Below are 16,418 nucleotides of genomic sequence, written 5' to 3' on the forward strand. Positions count from 1 at the left end.
TCGATTACCCTTGAAAGCAGAGGTTGCTTAGAACCTCTGTCCCCTCTCTAAAATTAGCTTATGAATCTATATCATTCGCTAATTCTTTGTACTTGTAAGCTATCTGGCTTATAATTCTTATAATAAATAGGAGGGATTCTGTGAAAAAATGGTTTTATCCACTAGGATTTGTTACATTACTAGGGTTTACAATGCTGTTTTTGAATATAGCTAAAGATGAAGTAGTGTCGTTAGATCAAAAAATGGGCAACCTTCTTGAAGGTAATTCATTTATCACAGCATTTCACTATTTTGGTGATACCAAATTTATTTTACTTATCGCGTTATTAATTATTTTATTACTATGGATACGTTCTCATAATTATCGAGGCATGCTATTTGTTTTATTTACGGTTGGGGTAGGGAATGCCTTGAACCAGCTGCTTAAAAGAGTAATCCAACGAGAACGTCCCGACGTCCCTTCCCAATTAGAAACTTATAGTTTCCCCTCTGGTCATGCGATGGTTGGCCTGCTCTATTTGTTTACAATTGCTTATTTAGCTACTGAGCATCAGACTAATAGAAAAATCACCGTAACCATTTGGTTGGGGGCCATATTCATGTCCGTCATGATAGGACTTTCTCGAATAGCAGAGTCTCGACACTATGCATCCGATGTGTTTGCTGGGTGGATGGTAGGGTATACATGGTTTGTACTGGTGGCTCTTTGGTACGAATATAGAAAGCGTAAGAGAAAAAATAAAAAGAATAGATTATAAATCCTTTCCGATTCGTGGAGAGGATTTTTTGTAAGGAGGGAAGAAAGTGTTTGAGATACCGAACCATTTAATGGATATATGCATAAAAAGAATAGAGGGATCACCGGTTGAAGGTTTTGTAAAAGGTAAAGGACCGAGAAAGCCTACTCTTATGCTCGTGGGAGAAGCACCTGGAGAGAACGAGGCTATACAAGGTCTCCCTTTTGTAGGGAGAGCAGGGGAGGAACTAAAAAAATCGTTAGCTAGTATAGGACTAACAAGAGAAGATGTATATATGACAAGTGCTGTAAGAAGCCGTCCATTCATATGGAAAGATAAAAAAGAAAGAAACGGTGAGACGGTAAAAAAGAAGTATAATCGCCCACCCACTCAAAGTGAGATCATTGCTCATGCTCCAATATTAGATTTTGAACTATTAAATATTTCTCCAGTACTAATCGTTACGTTAGGTAATGTGGGATTACAACGCTTACTTGGAAAAAGTGCGACAGTTTCTAAATTACACGGTCAATTATTGCAAAGACCGGTTCAAATTTTAGAGTCTTTAAACTCCACCCAATATACTTGGTCTAGTGAAACCTATACAATTATTCCAACCTATCATCCTGCTTCTGTATTCTATCGCCCTTCCAACAGAGAATTTCTAGAAGATGATTGGAAAACGATAGGGGATTACATTAAAACGCAAAAATTTTGACACTTTCTTAGGTTGAAGAAAGTTGCTTAAAGGAAACTTTTTAAGTATAATAAGCTTAAATTAGAGAGAAAGAAGATGGGTCAATGGATGGAAATGTAGTTTTTGCATTATTACTTACTTTATTTGCTGGCCTAGCTACTGGAATAGGGAGCTTATTGTCTTTACTTACTACTAGAACAAACAAAAAGTTTCTATCTGTAGCACTTGGGTTTTCAGCTGGCGTGATGATTTATGTTTCCCTCGTAGAGATATTTGTTAAGGCCAAAGATTCATTAGTAGAAGAGCTAGGTTCTACTAATGGCTATTGGGTTACTTTAGCTGGTTTCTTCGGCGGGATGTTTTTCATCGCTTTAATAGATAGGTTGATTCCTTCACATGAAAATCCGCATGAAGTAAAAGGTGTTGAGGATATGAAACTCAAACCAGCGAATGCAGAAGATGCTCGTTTAATGAAAATGGGTATGTTTACTGCACTTGCTATTGGTATTCATAATTTCCCAGAGGGGATTGCAACCTTTGCTTCAGCATTACAGGATCCTAACCTTGGTATAGCAATAGCTATTGCAGTAGCTATTCATAATATTCCAGAGGGGATTGCCGTAGCGGTTCCTATATTTTATGCTACGGGTAGTCGAATGAAAGCATTTAAACTTTCATTCCTATCCGGGCTGGCAGAACCAGTAGGTGCTTTAGTTGCCTTTCTAATATTGATGCCATTTTTAAATGGTGTAATGTTCGGGATAATTTTTGCGGCAGTTGCCGGTATTATGGTATTTATTTCGTTAGATGAGCTATTGCCTGCTGCGAAGAAGTATGATGAAACTCATTCTTCAATGTATGGGGTTGTAGCTGGGATGCTTGTGATGGCTTTAAGTTTAGTATTAATGGCATAAAAAAGGCAGTGAAGGTCTTCTCGTGATGAGAGACTTTCACTGCTTTTTATATGAACAGAACGGAGATTCCTATTTAAATAGAGGAAAGCTGAGGTGGCCGTTTTGATACCTCTTTGCTTGGTTTTTGCTTTAAAGAAACAATTCCTGTTTTATTGATAGAGGTTGGCACAAATTCAAAGCTAGGAAAAGAGTCTTTCATTTGAGAGATAAACTCCATTTCCTTTCCTTTTTGTACAAGAGACAACAGGGTAGGGCCAGCACCACTAATACAAGTACCGAAAGCACCAGCTTTTTTTGCTGCAATTTTTAGAGCTCTACTATGTGGGATTAGGTCTAATCGATAAGGCTCATGAAACAAATCCTCTTCCATGTATATACCTGCCTGCTCAAAGGACTGAGAGAGGAAAGCAGCTACCAATAAATTTGCAGAAGCACTAGCCTGTGTCGCGATTGGTCGTGTGTAATGCTCAGGTAAGACATTTCTAGCTAGTTCTGTTTTAAGTTCAAATGAAGGAATAGCTAATACAAAACTAGCATTTATATGGTATGAATGAAAAACGTGAATTTCTCCATAATCAGTACTAGAAGATATAGTAAAGCCTCCAAAAATAGAGGCAGCCGCATTATCAGGATGGCCTTCTATCATTGTAGCTATTTTTAGCTTGTCATGAGCAGTCAGCTGAAGCTCTAGCAATTGATTGGCTACCTCAATTCCAGCAACTACTGCAGACGCACTACTTCCCATACCGCGGGCTAGAGGGATTTCGCTTTTTAATCGTAATGCACAAGCTGGTAGTTCCAGTCCATGCATAGCTGCTGTTTTAGAAGCAGCCTGGACAATCAGATGATCAGCTGGGTCGGAGACGACTGGCAGATTCTCAGTCAAATTTTCGATAGAAATCTGGGGAGCAAGTTCTACCTCAACTTCTAAATACTTGTCTAATGCAATACCTATTGAGTCAAAACCAGGACCTAAGTTTGCTGTGCTTGCTGGTATTGAAATAGTCCATGACATTATGCGAGCACCCCCTCTATAAATGCACTTAGTGCAGTTGCGTTACTTTCAATTTTATGTGGTGGTTCCACTTTTACATCAATTGCAGTTTGCGGATCCTTTAACCCATTTCCAGTTAGAATGGCAACGACCTTGCTGCCAGGTTTTATCTTACCTTCCTTGACAGATCTTAAAACTCCAGCGATGGATGCACAGGATGCAGGTTCTGCAAAGATACCCTCTCTACTAGCAATTAGCTTATATGCCGCAATCATCTCATCATCAGATACAGCCTCGATAAGTCCTCCTGATTCATCCCTTGCAGCAACGGCATATTCCCAGCTTGCTGGATTACCGATCCGAATGGCTGTGGCAATTGTCTCAGGAAATTCTATAGGTTTGCCTTGAACTATAGCGGCAGCACCCTCTGCTTCAAAACCAAATATTTTGGGTAGTCCAGTTTGCTTTTTGTCGTTATATTCCTTAAACCCCTTCCAATAGGCTGTAATATTCCCGGCATTGCCAACTGGTATTGCTAAATAATCTGGAGCAGCTCCAAGTACATCGCAAATCTCGAAAGATGCAGTTTTTTGTCCTTCTATTCTATAAGGATTTACAGAGTTTACTAGAGTAATCGGGGAAGATTCGCTAATAGTACGAACCATATCTAATGCGACGTCAAAGTTACCTTCTATTTGAATAACTTCAGCTCCATACATATAAGCCTGAGCTAGTTTCCCAGCAGCGACCTTTCCCTCAGGTATGACAATTACTGCACGCATTCCGGCTCTTGCTGCATAGGCAGCTGCAGCAGCTGAGGTGTTACCAGTAGACGCACAAATAACTGCTTTGCTACCTTCCTCTTTCGCCTTAGCTACTGCAAATACCATTCCTCTATCTTTGAAGGATCCTGTTGGATTTGCTCCTTCTATTTTTGCGAATAGCTCAATTCCTAATTCTTCTGATAAATTTTCTAATTTAATAAGAGGGGTATTCCCCTCTAATAATGTAAGTTTAGGTGTATTTTCTGTAACAGGTAAGAATTCTTTGTATTGTTCAATAAGTCCTTGCCAAGCCATGTAAATTTCCGCCCTTCTGTTCTTCTTGAGTAAACATTTGTATTTGTATAAAGGACATTTTACTCTAAATATTTCAAAAAAACAAGAAAAAATTTATATTGTAAGTTACCTAAACAATGAGTATACTAATCATGTAAACTAAAAACATTACAGGTGTAAAGACAGGGGAATAAAATGACTACAATTAATGAAGAAAAAGTTAGTAAACAAAAGCCATTATCTAAAAATAAATTGCTTGGTATAGCAGGGCTAGCATGGATGTTCGATGCAATGGACGTCGGAATTTTATCTTTCGTTATCGCAGCCTTAGCTACTGAGTGGGCACTAACCCCAACTGAAATGGGCTGGATTGGAAGTGTTAACTCCATTGGTATGGCAGTAGGTGCTCTAGTATTTGGAGTATTGGCCGATAAGGTTGGCAGAAAGAAAATATTTATGATAACGCTCATCTTGTTTTCCGTAGCAAGTGGTCTATCTGCTTTAACTACCACGTTATTTGCATTTTTAGCTCTACGCTTTCTTGTAGGTATGGGGCTTGGGGGAGAGCTACCTGTTGCGTCTACTTTAGTGTCAGAAAGTGTGGAGGCAAAGGAAAGAGGACGAGTAGTTGTCTTACTAGAAAGCTTCTGGGCAGCTGGTTGGATTATTTCCGCATTGATTGCTTACTTTATAATTCCTGACTATGGTTGGAGAGTTGCACTATTGATCACTGCGTTACCTGCGTTTTATGCGATCTATTTGCGTTTAAAGCTACCTGACTCTCCAAAATATACTGAAAAAAATACTGAAAAAAATACTGAAACTAGATCTATCATCCAAAATATGAAGGGCGTATGGGCAAAGAAGTATGCAAAAGCAACACTCATGTTATGGATTGTCTGGTTTACTGTCGTGTTTTCTTATTACGGGATGTTTTTATGGCTACCGAGTGTGATGGTCATGAAAGGTTTCTCTCTTATCCAAAGCTTTGAGTATGTTCTCATTATGACCTTAGCCCAATTACCTGGTTATTTTTCTGCTGCTTGGCTAATTGAGAAAGCAGGACGTAAATTTGTTCTTGTTACCTATTTGTTAGGGACTGCGGCAAGTGCTTTTGTATTTGGGTCTGCAGAAACAACAGCGGTCTTGATCGTATCTGGTATGCTGCTGTCCTTCTTTAACTTGGGAGCGTGGGGAGCATTGTATGCATACTCACCAGAGCAGTATCCAACTGTTATTCGTGCAACAGGATCAGGTATGGCTGCATCTGTCGGACGTATTGGTGGAATACTTGGCCCATTATTAGTAGGTTCTCTAGTGACTGCTGGGTATGAAATTGGATGGATCTTTGGTATCTTCTGTATTGCCATTATCATAGGTGTAATAGCAATTATATTCTTAGGAACGGAAACTAAACAAGTGGAACTAGAATAAGAAGGTAAAAAGCTGCTTCCTATGAGGCAGTTTTTTTATTGTTTAGGAAATTCTTCCTCGCTTTGCCCCATTTGCCTGTCGGGGCAGAGATAGGCGCTTGCGCTTTTCTTGATGTCTAGCTCCATCGCCTTGCCCCTCGGGTCAAATGGTTAAAAGCTCCGGTGGCTGAGGAGCTGCCTCCTCGCTTTTTCCCATTTGCCTGTCGGGGCAGTGATAGGCGATTCCGCTTTTCTTGTTTTAACCAGATTAAAAAGGGAAAAGTAAACAAACAATAGAAGCAAATAAGGAGATGGTTAAATGACTAATTCAAGGCAGATGCCAAAGGAAGAGGGTCTAGATCATAGTCTCACGTTGTTACGTGAGGGGTATATGTTTTTAGCGAATAGACGTAAAAGCTTTGCATCTAATATCTTTGAAACAAGATTGCTGGGGCAGAAGGCGATCTGTATGGGTGGCGAAGAGGCGGCTAAGCTTTTCTATGATAACGATAAGTTCATAAGAACGGGAGCAGCTCCAAAAAGACTTCAAAAGACACTATTTGGAGTAGGCGGAGTTCAAGGATTGGACGAGGAAGAGCATAGAAATAGAAAAGGGATGTTCATGTCTATCATGACGCCAAATCATCTAGAGCGTTTAAACCGTCTTACTCAAAAAAATTGGGATATCAAAAGTAGAGAATGGGAACAGAAAGACCAAGTCGTTCTATATGATGAATCGAGAGAATTATTATGTAAGCTGGCATGTGAATGGGCAGGGGTGCCTTTAAATGAGGGCGAAGTAAAAAAACGTACAGAGCAGCTGACTAAATTATTTGAGTCTGCTTCTGCGCTAGGACCTGAACATTGGATGGGAAGGCACGCTAGAAAAGAATTAGAGGATTGGATTGGAGAGCTGGTGGAACAAGTAAGAAATAGCGAGCTACAGCCACCAGAGGGAACTGCTCTCAACAGTTTTTCCTTTCATAAGGACATAGATGGCAAGCTATTAGATAAAGAAATAGTTGCTGTAGAAGTGTTGAATATTATTAGACCAATTGTAGCAATCTCCGTTTATATTACCTTCACCGGCTTGGCCGTGCATCAATATCCTGAAAATAAACCGAAACTTTTAAAAGAAGACGAATTCCTTCAAATGTTTGTACAGGAGGTCAGAAGATTTTATCCTTTTTTCCCTGCGACAATCGCTAGAGTGAAAAAAGACTTTATCTGGAACGATTTTCAATTTGAAGAAGGAACCTTAACGTTATTAGACTTGTATGGAACCAACCATGATCCTCATCTATGGGACAACCCAGAAATTTTCAATCCCGATCGTTTTGCACAGTGGGACGAGAGCCCATTTAGCTTTATACCTCAAGGTGGTGGAGATTTCAATATGGGTCATCGCTGTGCAGGAGAATGGGTAACTATTGAAGTAATGAAGGTGAGCCTTCAATATCTTGCAAATAAGCTAGAGTACGACCTTCCAAATCAGGATTTAAGCTATAGCATGGTAAGTATACCAAGTCTTCCACATAGTAAGGTTATAATGGCCAATGTAAAAAGCAAGCAATAATAGGAGACTAAAGATGAAAGAATTTAAGATCACTTACTTCTTTGATGAAAACCACTATATAAGAAGGTTTATTCACTTAGAATCATTGGAGGAAGCGGAAAGTCTGATCCGAAATGAAAGGGATCAGTTTATTTCCTTTTGGGATAGTAGAGGCATCTACCATGAATTGAATACGAAGAATGTCCGTGTAACCCAACTGTCTGAATACCATCGTATAGATAAAAGTAAAAAGGTACCCAAATGAAGCATAGTCTTCATGGGTACCTTTTTTCATATGTGATTTTTGGCTGTATTTTCTTGCTTTAAGGTAAGCCGCTGTTTCTTTCCATACAAGTTAACGAGTAATAAGCTGCTTATTGCAATGGTCCCACCAACAATAGAAAGTGGAGAAGGAAGCTCATGAAGCCAAATCCAAGTAATAATTATAGCAACAACTGGCTCTGCGTATAATGTATTGGAAATAGAGCTGGCATTGCTCTTAGATAACGCTATTGCCCAAGTAAGGTAGGCTAATGCTGTAGGAAATATACCAATGTAAATTGCAGATAGATTTGCTTCTACAGTTGCGTTTTGAAGAGTATCGAATAGTCCAGGTGAAAAAAAGAGAAATGGTACAGTACCAGCCCAAGTAAAGTAAGCAGTAAGCTCAATAGCGCTATATTTCTTAAATAAAGGCTTTTGATATACGAAAAAAATAGAAGTGGCAATGGCTGCAGTTAGAACTAGGAATACTCCCGGAGAGATATCAAAGGATGAGTCTCCAGTCCCTAAAGCGATAAGTATTATTCCAACAAATCCAAACCCTAATCCTACCCAACCTACTTTTCCTAGTCGTTCATTTAATATAACGACAGCCATCACAGTGGTAACAATTGGTGCAGAACCGATAAGCATACCTGCCGTCCCTGCAGAAATGGTCATTTGTCCAAATGTCACGCAAACATGGTAGAGGCTAATACCAATCCACCCTAATATTAATATTTTCCATATGTCACTTTTCTCAGGAAGTTTAAATTTACTTCCTGGCCAGAATGCAACAACAGCAAAAATAAGTGAGGCTATCAAAAATCTATATAAAGATAAGTGACCCGGAGGAAAGCCTCCATTTAAACTTGCACTAATCGCTGCAAAAGAAGATCCCCAGATAGCTACAGTCATAATTGCGAGAAAAAAAGCTTTTGTATTCATCTATCATTCACCGAGCCTTATGTTGTAAGATTCTTTATTTTAATATAACTAATGAATCTTACAACATATATGAAATTTAAACAACATGACGACAGCTATTTGGCACACAAAATAAAAAAATACCCATTGTGTAGAAAATTAGAGACTATATTACGACATTGTCTCTTTCATATCAGTCATATACTATTAAGAAACTAAATGATTTACATTTGACATAATTGGAAAAAAGTCCTTATTATTTCGAAAGGGGTGAACTAGAAGCAGAATCGAAAAGAGAAGAGCAGCTAGAAAACAAATCGAAGGGGTAGGTCAATTGAAAAAGTTATTTTTTTTATTGCTGGTAAGTGGGTTACTGATGGTTGGTTGTAGTGATGATACTGGAACAACGGATTCTCAAAGTAAAGGGGAAATAACTGTATGGGCTCATCCGTACACGGACAATCAGGATAAGGAAGGGGAAATGTGGAAGGAGTTAATCGCTTCTTATGAAGATGCCTCTGGTGTGAAGGTTAACTTCCAACAAATTCCTTGGGCTAATCGAGATCAAAAAATATTGACTGCACTTGCAGCAAATAATGGTCCAGATGTATTTTATGCCATCCCTGACCAAATGCCTCAATATGCTGAAGCGGGAATGCTAGTTGACCTTAGCCCTTACATGGAAAACAACGATATGGACGATTTTGTGGAAAGCTCCCTGGTTCCAACTAAGTGGAAGGGGAAAATGTATGGTGTGCCGATATTACAATCAGTCGAAACCTTTATGTACAACGTTGAAGTTGTGAAAGCGATTGGGGAAGATCCTTCCAAGCTTCCAACTACGTGGGAAGAGTTTGAAGAATGGGCAGCTAAAGCTAAAGAAAAAGGTTATTATGCTTCTAGCTTCCAAGGAGGAGGCTCAATGAATGGTACTCTGTATCCTTATTTATGGCAGGCTGGCGGTGAAATACTAACGGAAGACAATAAAGTAATGATTAATAATGAAAGTGGCGTAGAGGCATTTGAATTTATTAACAAATTATATAGTAATGGTTGGATTCCGCAGGATTCGATTACTGCCTTAGACCATGATGCCTTATGGGATAGCGGAAAACTGTTATCTATTCAAGGAGCAGGAAAATCAGTAAGTAGAATGCTAGAAAAAGAGACTTTTGAGTTTGTCATTGCTCCGCCATTAAAGAATAAAAAACAAGCTACCTATGGTACCACTGGCATGTTTGTTGTTCCGGTAAATTCAGATAATAAGGATGCAGCTGCAGAGTTTATTAAAGTAATTACAAATGCTGAAAACCAAAGGAAATTTAATAGAGAAACTCAATTCATTCCTACTAGAGAGTCAGCAAAAGATATTTATGACGATCAAAAATATCTCGCCCAATTAGCTTCTTACACGGAGTTTACACAGTCAGGAGTCATTCATCCGGAAGGGCGTAATATTATGCCGTTAATACAAGCAGAACTTCAAACCATGCTAGAAGGTAAGAAAACTCCTAAAGAAGCGGCAGATGCAGCAGCCAAAGCTATTGAAGGAAAGCTAAAGTAACAAGAAAAGAGAGCGTGATCTAAAGAATAGATCCCGCTCTCTTTTTTAAGATTTCAGGTCCTCAACCAACATGTCTTTACTAACTAATGGTTTTTCTTGTTGTACTTTTTGTTTTTGCTCAATTCTTCTAAAGGCTCTAAAACTTAACACGGTTATTGCATAGGCTAGAAGGCTTCCTGAGAAAAGTGGTATGGCTCCAGGTAAAAATGTTAGAAAAAAGTACATAGCTAATGTACTTGCTAAGATGCCAAAAAGCTCTAAGGGAGACGTAATAGCAATGAGAAACGACTGTTTTATGTATTGAAAGTATTTTAGCTCAAAATGAACATAAACAGGAAAGAAAAATAGTAGTGTAAGAATACTAGAGATTAGGATGAAAAATAGAGCAGGTAATAAAAAATTAAATTGGCCATTACTTAATTGAACAAATTGAAAGTCAAAAATTAAAAAATAACAAATGAAAGCAAAAAATAAGCCAAAACTATTTGCTTTCCAGAAGTCTTTTTTAAAGATTCTCCAAAAAGATTGAAAGACTTTAAATGGTTCTTTGCCTTCCTTCATGATCATCAATCTTACAACCCCAAATAATGCGACAGTGGAAGGGAATAGACCTAAAATCCCTAAGCCTAAAACAGTGAACATAATCCACAATAAATTCAAGTAAATTAGTGACAACATCCAATATGCAACTTTATTAAAATTATCCCAGTTCAGCTTCATTTTCTCCTCTCAAACAGAAGTCTATTAATTAAAGACTATTTATAGACATTGTCTCTTTATTGTTAATCATATAAGATAAATAAAAGTTAACTTATTATTTTGTAATTTCAGTATATTTTAGGCTATTAAGAAAGTAAATAGTTTTATAATTTGAACTTGATAGCGCTTTCTTAAAAATGTACTCGAAGTTTTTACAATTTATATCTGTGAATGTTGGAGACGTTACAGAGAAAGAACGAGCCAGAGCAGATTATTAGGAGGAGGGATTTAGTAATTAAGCAACAGTTATTAATCCAAACAACATATTTTAAAAAGGGGAAGGGGTAAATATATGAAAAAGCTGTGGTTATTTTTAATATTGTTAGTGTTTAGCGCCTTGATGGTAGCTTGTAGTGATGATGAGGCAGGGGAAAAAATAGAAACGTCTGGAGAAGCTGGAAAGGATGGTTTTTCAGGAGAAATAACTGTTTGGGCACATCCGTATACAGGGGATCAGGAAGTTGAAGGTAAAATGTGGGATGAAATTATTGCTTCTTACGAAGAGGCTACAGGAGTAAAGGTCAACTTTGAGCAAATTCCTTGGGCAAATCGTGACCAAAAGGTTCTTACTGCTTTAGCTGCTAACAATGGTCCGGATGTATTTTATGCTATCCCTGACCAAATGCCACAATATGCCGAAGCAGGGATGCTAACGGATCTTAGCCCATATTTAAAGGACAACGATATGGAGGACTTTGTTGAAAGTGCTCTAGTTTCCACTACATGGAAGGATAAAGTATACGGTTTACCTATTCTACAAGAAGCTTATACCTTCCTTTACAATGTAGATATTATCAAGGAAATCGGTGAAGATCCATCCAAACTGCCAGCAACATGGGAAGAGTTTGAGAAATGGGCAGAAAAAGCAAAAGCAAAAGGGTATTACGCATCTAGCTTCCAAGGTGGAGGTTCTATGAACGGTACATTATATCCATATCTTTGGCAGGCTGGTGGAGAAGTACTTACAGCAGACAATGAAGTAAAAATTAACAGCGATGCTGGTGTAGAAGCGTTCGAATTTATCAACAAAATGTATAAAAACGAGTGGATTCCAAAGGATTCTATTACCGCATTAGAGCACGATGCTTTATGGGATGGTGGTAAACTGCTTTCTGTCCAAGGATCTGGAGCATCTATTAGCCGTATGTTAAGTAAAGACACATTTGAATTTGTTATTGCACCCCCATTAAAAAATAAAGAACAAGTTACTTATGGAACTACTGGTATGTTCGTAGTACCTATTAACTCTGAGAATCCAGATGCAGCAGCTGAATTTGTAAAAGTTATGACGAATGCTGAAAACCAACGTAAATTTAATCAGGTTACTCAGTATATTCCAACGCGTGAATCTGCAAAGGATATCTTTGAAGAGCAAAAATATTTAGCTCAGCTAGCGACTTATACTGAGTTTGCTTTACCAGGAGTTATACACCCAGAGGGACGCAACATTATGCCTTTGATTCAAGCGGAGCTTCAAACGATGATGGAAGGCAAGAAAACTCCAAAAGAGGCTGCTGATGCAGCTGCTGAAGCAATTAAAGGAAAAGTAAAGTAAATCTAATAGGGAGTTTGGTCTTTGACAGATCAAGCTCTCTATATGATTAATCTACATATGAAAGGGTGTTTACACTGGTAAATACAATAGGTAAACCTTTAGCGTCCAAGAAAAATGGGATGACGCTAAGGGCTAGATTAAAAAGACAATGGGATCGTAATGCAATCGTCTATATTTTTCTTATTCCGATCTTAATACATTTTGCTATTTTCCAAGTGTACCCATTCCTTTTAAGCTTTTATTTAACATTCATGGATTGGAAGGTAATTGGTGATCCAGAATTTGTAGGGCTTAAGCATTGGAAATACTTTTTAAGCGATAGTATTGCGTGGAAGGCCTTATGGAATACAGTGATGTTTTCAGTTTATTATATTGTCCCGACAATGGCAGTGGGCTTAATACTAGCCTTAATTATTAATTCGGGTGTTAAGATGGCTGGATTTTTTAAAGGGATTTTCTTTTTACCTGTTGTCACATCTTTTGTAATTATCGCTGGCATATGGGGATGGTTATTCAGAGGGACAGAGGAAGGAATGATTAACTATCTAATAGGGTTCATCGGTATTGAGCCTCAGCTATTCTTATCTGATTCTAGTCAGGCTTTACCTGTTTTAGCCGCATTAAGTGTCTTTAAGGTTGCCGGGAGCACTATGATTTATTACTTCGCTGGTCTCCAATCGATAGACAAGGGGCTATATGAGGCGGCTAAAATGGATGGCGCATCGACAAGTAAAATCTTTTGGAAAGTAACTTTTCCTCTATTGAAGCCTATTCATTTTTATGTAGCGATCACTACTACTATTGGGTCGTTCCAAATTTTTGACTCAGCTTACTTGCTAACAGGTGGAGGACCAAACTATGCAACAACGACTATTGTTTATTACTTATACAATCAAGGCTTTACTAGCCTGAATTTAAGCTATGCTGCAGTACTTTCCTATGTGCTATTCTTCATCATCCTAATGATCTCGCTCTTACAAAGAAGATTTTTAGGGAAAGAGTCTAATCTCTACTAGAAGGGGATGAAAGTGTTTGAAAAAGGTAATTTCCTATGTTGCTTTGTTTATATTGGGTTTTTGTTTTCTAATGCCCTTTATCATTATGATTTTAGGGTCTTTTAAAAATGTAGAATATGCACAATTAGACCCGCTTTTTTGGATTCCAGATGAACCAACTCTAAAAAACTACTTTTATATTATGAGAGATGGCCAATTTCTCCGATGGATTTTTAACTCCGTTGTTATTACTGTGATACCCGTAGCTAGTCAGATGATTTTTTGTGCAATCCTAGGTTATATTTTCGCAAAGAAAAAATTCTTTGGGAGAGAGGTTATATTTTGGGTGTTTATGGGGGTTATTATGATTCCTCAACAATTGTTGATCATACCAAAATATATTATGTTCTCTGACTTTGGATGGATCAATACCTATTGGGCGCTTATTGTTCCAGAGCTCTGGGGAATTATGGGGGTTTTCCTAGTAAGACAGTTTCTACAGGGAATACCAAATGATTTAGAAGAGGCTGCATATATAGACGGGGCAAATGATTTACAGATATTCTTTAAAGTTATTTTACCTCTCTCTATTCCGGTAGTCGCTACAGTTGGAACTTTTGCCTTTATCTCCAACTGGAACGATTTATTTCAGCCACTAATTTATTTAACTCAGGAAAAAATGTTCCCAGTAACACTTGGCTTGGCTTCGATGTTAGGGAAGGAAGGAAACTTTGGGATAGAAATGGCAGGTTCAGCAGTTTCTTTTATACCGACTTTTCTTATTTTCCTATTCTTCCAACGATATTTTACAGAGGGAATTCAAATGTCAGGTTTGAAATGATGAATTCTAACCAAATAGGTTTTGATGTAAGGAGCGATTGAAGTGAAGTCAGTTATTGCTAAAGATCAAATGGTTTATATAGAAGAAAGGCCTAAAATGGATATTTTACCTTCCTATCTTATGATCAAAACGTTGTATAGCGCTATATCTCCCGGAACCGAGTTGAGTTTAATATCAGCGAGCAATTCCCGAGAGATTTCATTAGGGTATAGTGCTGTTGGTATTGTTGAGGAATGCGGGAACGGAATCACTGATTTTCAAGAAGGAGATATAGTTGCTTGCTACGGTGCACCCTACGTGGGGCATTCTGAGTATTTATGTGTACCAACCACCTTATGTGCCAAGGTTCCAAATGGTATGGATCCAAAAGAAGCTGCCCTCGCTGGAATCGGAGCAATAGCTATTCATGCACTTCGAAAAGCGAAATTAGCATTTGGAGAAACAGTGGTGATTGTTGGGCTTGGATTGTTAGGGCAGATGATTGCAAAGATAGCTCATGCTGCTGCCTATGATGTTCTTGCATACGATGTACAAGCTGAAAGAGGAGCTATGTTAAAAGAAGAATCAGGAATTACTTCCTTTTCGAATTTAGAGGACATGAAAGAAGAGATTAATGTACGTACATTCAACCGAGGAGCAGACGCTGTATTGCTTTGTGCGGGAGGCAAACGGTCAACGCTTACTGGTCAAAGCTTGGAGTGGATACGCAACCAAGGAAAGGTCGTTATTGTAGGAGATATTGAGCCGGACTTTCCACGAGAGTTAATGTTTGGGAAGGAAGCTCAAATTCTCATCTCTAGAGCAGGTGGGCCAGGGAGATATGACCCTGTCTATGAGAAACAGGCAGTGGATTATCCTTATGGATATGTGCGTTGGACAGAGGGAAGAAATGTAGCTGAATATTTAAGATTAGTGAATGAAAAGCGTATTAAGATTAATTCATTTATAACGGAAGAAGTGAACATAGATCAGGCGCCAGCTGCATATAAAGATTTGACTGATAAGAAATCTAAAACCCTGACGAAGCTTATACGTTTTCGTTAGGAAGTAGTTTTATAACTGGAGAGGAGCATTTTAATGTTGAAGGTTGGCGTGATTGGTGGAGGATCTATTTCACAATTTCATATTACCCCTTATATTCTACATAATCGGGTGGAGCTAGTGGCATTATGCGATCAAAATGAACAAAGACTTACGGAATGTGGCCATCAATATGGTGTTACTCATATGTATACCAACTATAAAGATCTATTAGCTAACAAAGACGTAGATGCAGTAAGCATTTGTACATGGAACAATACACATGCTGAAATTGCTATTGCTGCACTGGAAGCAGGGAAGCATGTATTAGTGGAAAAGCCCTTATGCATGACGGTCGAAGAGGCGTTGGCAGTCGAGGCTGCAGTAGTAAAGTCCGGTAAAGTTTTACTCGTCGGATTTGTTAGAAGACATGGTAACAACTCTAATATCTTAAAACAATTCATCGACCAGGATTATTTGGGGGAAATCTATTATGCAAAAGCATCTTGTTTAAGAAGGCTAGGAAATCCAGGTGGCTGGTTTAGTGATAAATCTAAATCTGGGGGAGGAGCCCTTATGGATTTAGGCGTTCACATGATAGATCTTTGCTGGTTTTTGATGGGGAGGCCTAGACCAGTTTCTGTCAGTGGCAACACGTATTCCAAACTCGGTAATCGAAGTAATGTCAAAAATCTTTCCTTTTACAAGGCAGCTGACTACGACTCTTCTTTAAATAACGTGGAAGATTTAGCAAATGGATTAATTCGTTTTGAAAACGGTGCATCTTTGGCGGTAGATGTAAGCTTTACGCTTCAGGCAAAAGAGGATCAAGTAAGTGTTAAATTGTTTGGAGACAAAGGAGGAGCTGAAATAGAACCAGAGCTAATTATTGTGACGGAGCAGAACGATACGATCTTAAATATTCTTCCGCAGGTTGACAACAAAAGCTTTGACTTTGCAGGCTCTTTTACTAATGAGATAAACCATTTTGTAGAATGCTGCTTAGATGGGAAATCACCTGTTGCACCTGTTGAAGATGGGGTCGAAGTAATGAAAATGTTGAATGCTATTTATGAATCTGCTCAAACAGGTAAAGAAGTTTATTTGTAAGGACAAAGTTTGCTTAGAA

Annotated in this window: 16 protein-coding genes; 12 read left to right on the forward strand and 4 right to left on the reverse strand. The window is 38.4% G+C overall.

Annotated features, from left to right (window positions below):
• Nucleotides 1-140 precede the first annotated feature (140 nt).
• The 3 genes from Q0371_RS02090 (at nucleotide 141) to zupT (ending at nucleotide 2,348) form a co-directional block, all read left to right on the forward strand.
• A complete protein-coding gene (locus tag Q0371_RS02090; RefSeq protein ID WP_169358488.1) occupies nucleotides 141-758 on the forward strand; it encodes a phosphatase PAP2 family protein in 618 nt (205 codons plus the stop codon).
• 70 nt (nucleotides 759-828) lie between these two features.
• Nucleotides 829-1,455 carry a uracil-DNA glycosylase gene (locus Q0371_RS02095; RefSeq protein WP_366518554.1) on the forward strand — a complete coding sequence of 209 codons (627 nt, stop codon included), beginning with the start codon at nucleotides 829-831 and terminating at the stop codon, nucleotides 1,453-1,455.
• Between the two features lie 83 nt (nucleotides 1,456-1,538).
• Nucleotides 1,539-2,348 carry a zinc transporter ZupT gene (gene zupT / locus Q0371_RS02100; RefSeq protein ID WP_169358489.1) on the forward strand — a complete coding sequence of 270 codons (810 nt, stop codon included), beginning with the start codon at nucleotides 1,539-1,541 and terminating at the stop codon, nucleotides 2,346-2,348.
• 73 nt (nucleotides 2,349-2,421) lie between these two features.
• Here zupT and thrB read toward each other — a convergent pair whose 3' ends face one another.
• Nucleotides 2,422-3,363 carry a homoserine kinase gene (gene thrB / locus Q0371_RS02105; RefSeq protein WP_298467704.1) on the reverse strand — a complete coding sequence of 314 codons (942 nt, stop codon included), beginning with the start codon at nucleotides 3,361-3,363 and terminating at the stop codon, nucleotides 2,422-2,424.
• Nucleotides 3,363-4,421 carry a threonine synthase gene (gene thrC, locus Q0371_RS02110; protein WP_298467707.1) on the reverse strand — a complete coding sequence of 353 codons (1,059 nt, stop codon included), beginning with the start codon at nucleotides 4,419-4,421 and terminating at the stop codon, nucleotides 3,363-3,365. The genes thrB and thrC overlap by 1 nt, the downstream gene beginning before the upstream one ends.
• Nucleotides 4,422-4,595: 174 nt before the next feature.
• Here thrC and Q0371_RS02115 point away from each other — a divergent pair, with 174 nt between their 5' ends.
• The 3 genes from Q0371_RS02115 (at nucleotide 4,596) to Q0371_RS02125 (ending at nucleotide 7,632) form a co-directional block, all read left to right on the forward strand.
• On the forward strand, nucleotides 4,596-5,834 hold the full coding sequence (locus Q0371_RS02115; protein ID WP_298467709.1) for an MFS transporter: 1,239 nt from the start codon (nucleotides 4,596-4,598) through the stop codon (nucleotides 5,832-5,834).
• A 297-nt stretch (nucleotides 5,835-6,131) separates the two neighbouring features.
• Complete coding sequence (locus tag Q0371_RS02120; RefSeq protein ID WP_298467712.1) at nucleotides 6,132-7,388, forward strand: cytochrome P450; 1,257 nt, start codon at nucleotides 6,132-6,134, stop codon at nucleotides 7,386-7,388.
• A 13-nt stretch (nucleotides 7,389-7,401) separates the two neighbouring features.
• Entirely contained in the window at nucleotides 7,402-7,632 is a 231-nt protein-coding gene (locus Q0371_RS02125) for a hypothetical protein (protein ID WP_251556353.1), read from the forward strand.
• A 26-nt stretch (nucleotides 7,633-7,658) separates the two neighbouring features.
• On the opposite strand, the gene Q0371_RS02130 is transcribed toward Q0371_RS02125, so the two are convergent.
• Entirely contained in the window at nucleotides 7,659-8,576 is a 918-nt protein-coding gene (locus Q0371_RS02130; RefSeq protein ID WP_298467718.1) for a DMT family transporter, read from the reverse strand.
• Between the two features lie 313 nt (nucleotides 8,577-8,889).
• Here Q0371_RS02130 and Q0371_RS02135 point away from each other — a divergent pair, with 313 nt between their 5' ends.
• Nucleotides 8,890-10,119, forward strand: coding sequence for a sugar ABC transporter substrate-binding protein (locus Q0371_RS02135; protein WP_298467720.1), 1,230 nt, complete (start codon nucleotides 8,890-8,892; stop codon nucleotides 10,117-10,119).
• A 45-nt stretch (nucleotides 10,120-10,164) separates the two neighbouring features.
• On the opposite strand, the gene Q0371_RS02140 is transcribed toward Q0371_RS02135, so the two are convergent.
• Entirely contained in the window at nucleotides 10,165-10,839 is a 675-nt protein-coding gene (locus Q0371_RS02140) for a DUF624 domain-containing protein (protein WP_251556357.1), read from the reverse strand.
• Nucleotides 10,840-11,170: 331 nt separating this feature from the next.
• On the opposite strand from Q0371_RS02140, the gene Q0371_RS02145 reads away from it, so the two are divergent.
• From Q0371_RS02145 to Q0371_RS02165, 5 genes are all read left to right on the forward strand, one after another.
• Entirely contained in the window at nucleotides 11,171-12,433 is a 1,263-nt protein-coding gene (locus Q0371_RS02145; protein ID WP_169360206.1) for a sugar ABC transporter substrate-binding protein, read from the forward strand.
• A gap of 119 nt (nucleotides 12,434-12,552) precedes the next feature.
• Nucleotides 12,553-13,449 carry a sugar ABC transporter permease gene (locus tag Q0371_RS02150; RefSeq protein ID WP_251556402.1) on the forward strand — a complete coding sequence of 299 codons (897 nt, stop codon included), beginning with the start codon at nucleotides 12,553-12,555 and terminating at the stop codon, nucleotides 13,447-13,449.
• A 16-nt stretch (nucleotides 13,450-13,465) separates the two neighbouring features.
• On the forward strand, nucleotides 13,466-14,269 hold the full coding sequence (locus Q0371_RS02155; protein WP_169360204.1) for a carbohydrate ABC transporter permease: 804 nt from the start codon (nucleotides 13,466-13,468) through the stop codon (nucleotides 14,267-14,269).
• A gap of 42 nt (nucleotides 14,270-14,311) precedes the next feature.
• Nucleotides 14,312-15,313, forward strand: a complete 1,002-nt coding sequence (locus Q0371_RS02160; RefSeq protein ID WP_298467727.1) for a zinc-binding alcohol dehydrogenase — start codon at nucleotides 14,312-14,314, stop codon at nucleotides 15,311-15,313.
• 33 nt (nucleotides 15,314-15,346) lie between these two features.
• Entirely contained in the window at nucleotides 15,347-16,399 is a 1,053-nt protein-coding gene (locus Q0371_RS02165; RefSeq protein ID WP_298467728.1) for a Gfo/Idh/MocA family oxidoreductase, read from the forward strand.
• Nucleotides 16,400-16,418: the final 19 nt, after the last annotated feature.

Source organism: uncultured Psychrobacillus sp., from assembly GCF_938022135.1.
In the GTDB taxonomy this organism is placed as follows: Bacteria; Bacillota; Bacilli; order Bacillales_A; family Planococcaceae; genus Psychrobacillus.

Bases quoted from the DNA above. Each gene is read 5' to 3' on its own strand.
- Q0371_RS02095 (WP_366518554.1), top strand. From the start codon at position 829: ATGGATATATGCATAAAAAGAATAGAGGGATCACCGGTTGAAGGTTTT.
- zupT (WP_169358489.1), top strand. From the start codon at position 1,539: ATGGATGGAAATGTAGTTTTTGCATTATTACTTACTTTATTTGCTGGC.
- thrB (WP_298467704.1), bottom strand. From the start codon at position 3,363: ATGTCATGGACTATTTCAATACCAGCAAGCACAGCAAACTTAGGTCCT.
- thrC (WP_298467707.1), bottom strand. From the start codon at position 4,421: ATGGCTTGGCAAGGACTTATTGAACAATACAAAGAATTCTTACCTGTT.
- Q0371_RS02115 (WP_298467709.1), top strand. From the start codon at position 4,596: ATGACTACAATTAATGAAGAAAAAGTTAGTAAACAAAAGCCATTATCT.
- Q0371_RS02120 (WP_298467712.1), top strand. From the start codon at position 6,132: ATGACTAATTCAAGGCAGATGCCAAAGGAAGAGGGTCTAGATCATAGT.
- Q0371_RS02125 (WP_251556353.1), top strand. From the start codon at position 7,402: ATGAAAGAATTTAAGATCACTTACTTCTTTGATGAAAACCACTATATA.
- Q0371_RS02130 (WP_298467718.1), bottom strand. From the start codon at position 8,576: ATGAATACAAAAGCTTTTTTTCTCGCAATTATGACTGTAGCTATCTGG.
- Q0371_RS02140 (WP_251556357.1), bottom strand. From the start codon at position 10,839: ATGAAGCTGAACTGGGATAATTTTAATAAAGTTGCATATTGGATGTTG.
- Q0371_RS02145 (WP_169360206.1), top strand. From the start codon at position 11,171: ATGAAAAAGCTGTGGTTATTTTTAATATTGTTAGTGTTTAGCGCCTTG.
- Q0371_RS02150 (WP_251556402.1), top strand. From the start codon at position 12,553: ATGACGCTAAGGGCTAGATTAAAAAGACAATGGGATCGTAATGCAATC.
- Q0371_RS02165 (WP_298467728.1), top strand. From the start codon at position 15,347: ATGTTGAAGGTTGGCGTGATTGGTGGAGGATCTATTTCACAATTTCAT.